The organism is Variovorax sp. GW821-FHT10C12, assembly GCF_059415405.1.
Genome location: NZ_JBWKNE010000001.1, coordinates 1094086 through 1100215, shown reverse-complemented (window position 1 = coordinate 1100215; position 6130 = coordinate 1094086). Strand labels below are relative to the sequence as shown.

The window sequence follows — 6130 nt, the reverse complement described above, 5'->3', positions numbered from 1 at the left end:
GGGCACCAAGATTGAACAGACCCTTACCAGGTCTTCTATAAAAAGCCACCGGCCTCCGGTGGCTTTTTTCTTGGCCGTTTGAATCAGGCGCATCAAACGGGCAACGCGATCAGGTCGTGGCCTTCGGCGCCGACGATGCGGGCACGCGTGAACTCGCCGACCTTCATCGTCTTGCTGATCTTTTCGGGCGGCAGGAGGCGAACGGTGCCGTCGATCTCCGGTGCATCGGCGTACGTGCGCCCCACCCCACCCTTGCGGCCCATCGCCGGCGCTGAATCGACCAGCACCTGCATCGTCGAGCCAATGCGCTTTTGCAGCTTGGCGATCGACACAGCCTCTGCCACTTCCATGAAGCGAGCACGGCGCGCTTCGCGCTCGGCTTCAGGCAGCATGCCCGGAATGTCATTGGCGGTTGCGCCTTCGACCGGACTGTAGGCAAAGCAACCTGCGCGATCGATCTCGGCCTCGCGGATGAAGTCGAGCAGGTGCTCGAACTCCTGCTCCGTCTCGCCCGGGAAGCCAGCGATGAAGGTGCTGCGGATCACGAGTTCGGGACAGGTCTCGCGCCAGCGCGCGATCCGCTCCAGATTCTTTTCGCCGCTGGCCGGCCGCTTCATGCGCTTGAGCACGTCGGGGTGGCTGTGCTGCAGCGGCACGTCGAGGTACGGCAGCACCAGGCCGCTCGCCATCAACGGAATGATTTCGTCCACGCTCGGATACGGGTACACGTAGTGCAGACGCACCCAGGCGCCATACGGCTCGGCGATCTCGCCCAGCGTGCGCACGAGCTCGAGCATGCGGGTCTTGACCGGCTTGCCGTCCCAGAAGCCGGTGCGGTACTTCACGTCGACGCCGTAGGCCGAGGTGTCCTGGCTAATCACCAGCAGCTCCTTCACGCCGCCTTCGAACAAGGCCTTGGCTTCGCTGAGCACATCACCCACCGGGCGCGAAACGAGGTCGCCGCGCATCGAGGGAATGATGCAGAAGGTGCAACGGTGGTTGCAGCCTTCGCTGATCTTCAGGTAGGCGTAGTGCCGCGGCGTCAGCTTGAGGCCGGCCACACCGAAGGTGTTCGGCACGAGGTCGATGAACGGGTCGTGCGGCTTCGGCAGGTTGGCGTGCACCGCGTCCATCACCTCCTGCGTGGCATGCGGGCCGGTGACTGCCAGCACGCTGGGGTGCATCTGACGCACGAGGTTGCCGCCCTGATCGCCAGTCTTGGCACCCAGGCAACCAGTGACGATCACACGGCCGTTCTCGGCGAGTGCTTCGCCGATGGTGTCCAGGCTTTCCTTCACGGCATCGTCGATGAAGCCGCAGGTGTTGACGATCACGAGGTCGGCGCCCTCGAAGGTCTTGGAGGTTTGATATCCCTCGGCGCTCAGCCGGGTCAGGATCAATTCGGAATCGGTCAAAGCCTTGGGGCAACCAAGGCTGACGAAGCCGACCTTGGGGGCGGTCGGCGTGACGGTACGTTCAGGGGAGGCAACTTCGCTCATAGGCCTCTATTGTCCCAGCTATCGGTGACAGCAGGGCATTCATCGGGCAGTCGCCCCATTCGGGCGGGCCGCCGCGCGGCGCTCAGGGGCGCTTGATGCCAAAGGCCCCCAGCACCTGCTCGGTGTTTTTCTGCATCTGCTCCTGCATCTGCAGGAAGACGTTCTTCGATTGTTCGACGTAATTGCCCATCAGTCCCTGGATCATCGGCGACTGCATGGTCATGAAGCGCGACCACATCTCGGGCGTCAGGCCTTCGGCCTTTTCGGCGAGCTGGGCCTGCATCTCGGTCATGGCCTGGATGTTCTTCTCGAGGTACGGGCCCATGTAACCTTGCATGGCCTGGCCATAGAAACGGATGATGTTGGCCAGCACCTGCTCGGTGAACATCGGCGCGCCACCCGCCTCTTCTTCCAGAATGATCTGCAGCAGGATGCTGCGCGTGAGGTCGTCGCCGGTCTTGGCGTCGCGCACCACGAACTGCGCGTTCTTGATGACCAGTTGCTTGACCTCGGTCAGCGTGATGTACGTGGATGTCTCCGTGTCGTAGAGCCGTCGGTTGGGGTACTTCTTGATCACACGCTGGACCGGCTTCACCCCGGACTTCTTGCTCTGCACTACAGACTCCTTCACATGGACGCCCATGTCATCGGATGATTCTAGGGAGCGGTTTTGCTGCATCGCGACAAGGTTTACCCTGACCGTGATTCTTCTTCAGGCATCCGGCGCGGTCGCGTACTCGGCACCGCACGCATGACACGCTGCAGTTTCTGGACGCTCCGGGGTCGACAACCTGAATCGCAGCGGGATCTTCTGCCCGTAGACAACCCAGCATCGGGGGCAATGCTCCTGCCCCGCTGTCGGAAGATAGGCACGCGCGCGCTGCTCGGCGCGCTCCTCGGTCACAGGCATGCCCTGTCGTTGTGCACGCGCCACTTCGCGCGCGGCCATGGTGTCGGCGCGGCCGACAGCAAGGTCATTGATGCCGTAAACCGCGCGCGCAAATTCGAGAGGGGCCTGCTTGAGCAATGCGGCCACGCGGTGGTCGGCGTGCGCCCGATCAACTGGCGTTGATCGCGTATTCATCAGATCGCTTATCAAGGAAATTCGAGAAGGTTGGCAGACCACTCAAGGTAGCACAACCACATGGCGCCAGGGCCTTGCCTGCACCGCGCGAAGGGCTGCCCGCGAAAGGGTTTTTTGCTTGCGCCGATCACTCAGGACGACCGGGCGAATCCAGAGACAAACACGTCGTCCAAACGACGAACGGGTTGCAGCGAAATCGCTGCAACCCGTGTTTGAATTTGGTAGGCGCGATTGGATTCGAACCAACGACCCCCACCATGTCAAGGTGGTGCTCTAACCAACTGAGCTACGCGCCTAAGAGAAGCATCGAGTATAGCAGGAGAAATGGCCCTTTTCAGCGCCGACGTGCAGATCGCACACCAGTCACCGCAGTCACCACACTCAATACCTGCGTCAAACGCGCGGCATCGGCGATTTCCACGGTGAAGGTCATCCAGGCCGTGCCCTTGATCGACTGCGTCTGCACGCCGATCACGTTCATCTTCTCGCGTGCAAACACGTCAGAGATATCGCGCAGCAGGCCCTGACGGTCGGCCGCTTCCACGGCCACGTCGACCGCGTAGACCGGCGCATCCGCGCCCTTCTTCGGCAGACCCCATTCGACATCGATCACACGCTCGCCATCCTTCGCAGCCATCGTGCGGAAGTTGCTGCAATCCGCGCGATGCACGCTGACGCCATGGCCACGCGTGACGAAGCCGCGGATCGCATCCGGCGGCGCCGGCTTGCAGCACTTGGCGAGCTGCGTCATCAGTGACGACACGCCCACCACCAGCACACCGCCCTTGCCCGACTTCTCGCTGCCGCGGGCCTTCTTGATCTGCACGCCGTCATCTGGGTTCAGCGCCGGCTCGGGCGGGCGCAGCAGCGTCTCGATGTTGCGCAGCGAGAACTCGTCCTTGCCGACCACCTCGAACAGATGGTCCGCCGACTTGAAGCCGAGCTGCGAAGCCAGGTCCTCAAGCCGCATGGCCGTCTTGCCTTCACGCTGCAGCAGCTTCTCGACGGCCTCGCGTCCGCGCGCCACGGTCTCGTGCGTGATCTGCGCGTTGAACCAGGCGCGCACCTTGGCGCGTGCGCGGTGGCTCGCCAGATAACCCAGCTCCGCATTCAGCCAGTCGCGCGACGGCCCGCCTTCCTTGGCCGCCATGATCTCGACGGTCTGCCCGTTCGACAGCGGCGTGTTGAGCGGCACCATCGCGCCATCGACACGCGCACCGCGGCAGCGATGTCCCAGCGTCGTGTGCACCGTGTAGGCGAAATCGACCGGCGTCGCGCCCTGAGGCAGCTCGACGATGGCGGCATCGGGCGTGAGCACATAGATGCGGTCGTCGAACAGCCCCTGCCCCTGCAACCCGCCCGACAGGTCGCGCTCCCAGGCCAGCAGCTGGCGCAACACCGCGATCTTGGCGTCGTACTCGCCGCTGGCCCAGACGCCCGCGTAGCCCTTGTGGCCCGCTTCCTTGTAGGCCCAGTGCGCGGCCACGCCATGTTCGGCGTGGTCGTGCATTTCTTCGGTGCGGATCTGGATCTCGATCGGCTTGCCCACCTTGCCATCGACGATCTCGCGCACCACCGTGTGCAGCGACTGGTAGCCGTTGGGTTTGGGCCGTGCGATGTAGTCGTCGAACTCTTCGTCGATGGGCTGGAAGTGCGAATGCACCCAGGCCAGCGCGGCATAGCAGTCCTTCACGTCCTGCACCACCACGCGCAGCGCGAGGATGTCGAAGACCTGCTCGAAGTCGAGCGACTTGCCGCGCATCTTCTTGACGATGCTGTAGATGTTCTTCGGACGCCCCTGCACCGTGGCCTTGACGCCTTCGGCCTGCAGCTCGTGCTCCAGCTGCGAGCGCAACTGCTCGACGTGGCCTTCGCGTTCGATGCGCTTCTCGTCGAGCAGCCGTGCGATCAGCTTGTAGGTCTCGGGCTCGAGAAAGCGGAACGAGAGATCTTCGATCTCCCACTTCACCTGCCAGATGCCCAGCCGGTTCGCGAGCGGCGCAAACACCTGCAGCGACTCGCGCGCCACGCTCTCGGGCGCGGGCTGCTTGCTGGCCGCCGCGTGACGCAGCGTCTGCAGGCGCGAGGCCAGTCGCAGCATGACCACGCGCAGGTCGCGCGAGAACGCGAGCAGCATCTTGCGCACGTTCTCGGTCTGTGCGCCGGCGCCTTCGGCGTGGTGCCCTTGCGAGGCCGTGCGCGCCTGCTCCTGCACGCGCACGAGCTTGGTGGTCTCGACCGCGAGCGCCGCGAAGTTGTCGCCAAAAACCTTGGCGATCACTTCCTGCGGGCGGTTCAGGTGCTGGCAGGAATACACGAGGTAGCTCGCGGCCTGCATCGCCTCGGAGCCGCCCATCTTCGCGACGATGGCGGCCACGGCATCGGCGTGCGCCAGCGTGTTCTCGCCGGTGTCGAGTTTTTCGTCGGCGATCAGCGGCTCGGCGAACGCGCGGGCGCGCGCCAGCATGTTCTCCATGACCGGCGAGCGGTCGGCCGTGGCAGCCGACAGCGGGTAGTCGACCATGACACCGTCGGACAGGGGTGCCGTCTGAAGGTTCGCAGACTCTCGCTTCACGATGCCCTCAATCGAACAGGAAATTCGTGACGACGGCGACCTGCGCGGGATCGACGAAAGTCGGCGCGTGCCCCACGCCCTCGAACTCGACGAGCGTGGCACGCGGGCCGCGCTGCGTCATCGCCGCCGCCGTTTCGGGCGACAGCAGATCGGACACCGCGCCGCGCGTGAGCAGCGTACGCGCCTCGATGGCGTCGTACAGGCTCCACATCACCGCCCCGCCCTGCGCCGCGATTTCGGGCGTGATGGCGCGCAACGGCACGCCGATGGCCGGGTCGTAGTGCAGCACCCAGGCGCCCTCGCCCACCGGGCCGGCACTGGCGGTCTTGGCGGCACCGTCGGCGCTGCGTTCGGACGCCGGCACCACCATGTGCTGCGACAGCGCACGCCACTGTTCCGGCGTGTGCGGCCCGAAGGTGGTCGACATGGCCCACATCGCGTCGGCCGCAGCCTGCACGCTCGGAAACTGGCCGCTCTTGCCCACATACGCGCCGATGCGCTGGATGGCTGCGGGCTCGACCGTGGGGCCGACATCGTTCGCAACGAAGCGGCGAATGGGCCGTGGCAGCGGCAGCTCCTTGTGGCCGGCCAGCACGAAGCCGATCAGCCCGCCCATGCTGGTGCCGACGTAGTCGAGCGTGTCGATGGGATGCTCACCGTGCAGCTGCGCGATCAGCGTCACCATGTCGGCGGCATACACGGGCACTTGATAGAAAGCAGGGTCGCGCAGCCAGTCGCTGCGCCCGCGCCCGACCACGTCGGGACAGACCACGCGCACATCGCCGCCCGCGCGCGCCACGATGGCCTGCGCGAGCACGTCGAAATCGCGCCCCTGCCGGGTCAGTCCGTGCACGCAGACCACGACATGCGCGCTGTGCGCGCTGCCCCATTGCCAATAGGCCATGCGGTGACCGCCCTGGGCGTCGTTGCAGGCCACGTCGTGAAGGGTCGGTTCTGTCATGGAAACGGAGG

At 65.0% G+C, this 6130-nt stretch carries 5 protein-coding genes and 1 tRNA gene; all 6 read right to left on the bottom strand.

The features are described 5' to 3' along the window. Nucleotides 1-92: 92 nt before the first annotated feature. The 6 genes from rimO to AC07OH_RS05260 all read right to left on the bottom strand — a co-directional run bounded on the left by rimO (nucleotide 93) and on the right by AC07OH_RS05260 (nucleotide 6119). Nucleotides 93-1499, bottom strand: a complete 1407-nt coding sequence (gene rimO, locus AC07OH_RS05285; protein WP_495299845.1) for a 30S ribosomal protein S12 methylthiotransferase RimO — start codon at nucleotides 1497-1499, stop codon at nucleotides 93-95. An 82-nt stretch (nucleotides 1500-1581) separates the two neighbouring features. Then, nucleotides 1582-2142 (bottom strand): polyhydroxyalkanoate synthesis repressor PhaR, encoded by a 561-nt coding sequence (gene phaR, locus AC07OH_RS05280; RefSeq protein WP_062480702.1) that lies wholly within the window; start codon nucleotides 2140-2142, stop codon nucleotides 1582-1584. 69 nt (nucleotides 2143-2211) lie between these two features. Then, nucleotides 2212-2535, bottom strand: coding sequence for a hypothetical protein (locus AC07OH_RS05275; protein WP_495299844.1), 324 nt, complete (start codon nucleotides 2533-2535; stop codon nucleotides 2212-2214). A gap of 267 nt (nucleotides 2536-2802) precedes the next feature. Then, nucleotides 2803-2879: transfer RNA gene (locus AC07OH_RS05270), tRNA-Val, on the bottom strand. A 38-nt stretch (nucleotides 2880-2917) separates the two neighbouring features. Beyond that, complete coding sequence (locus tag AC07OH_RS05265; RefSeq protein WP_495261621.1) at nucleotides 2918-5107, bottom strand: RelA/SpoT family protein; 2190 nt, start codon at nucleotides 5105-5107, stop codon at nucleotides 2918-2920. A 58-nt stretch (nucleotides 5108-5165) separates the two neighbouring features. Continuing rightward, nucleotides 5166-6119, bottom strand: a complete 954-nt coding sequence (locus AC07OH_RS05260) for an alpha/beta fold hydrolase (RefSeq protein ID WP_495299843.1) — start codon at nucleotides 6117-6119, stop codon at nucleotides 5166-5168. Nucleotides 6120-6130 lie beyond the last annotated feature (11 nt).

Excerpts from the sequence above, each read along its gene's own strand:
- rimO (WP_495299845.1), bottom strand. The coding sequence starts at position 1,499 with ATGAGCGAAGTTGCCTCCCCTGAACGTACCGTCACGCCGACCGCCCCC.
- phaR (WP_062480702.1), bottom strand. The coding sequence starts at position 2,142 with ATGGGCGTCCATGTGAAGGAGTCTGTAGTGCAGAGCAAGAAGTCCGGG.
- AC07OH_RS05265 (WP_495261621.1), bottom strand. The coding sequence starts at position 5,107 with ATGGTCGACTACCCGCTGTCGGCTGCCACGGCCGACCGCTCGCCGGTC.
- AC07OH_RS05260 (WP_495299843.1), bottom strand. The coding sequence starts at position 6,119 with ATGACAGAACCGACCCTTCACGACGTGGCCTGCAACGACGCCCAGGGC.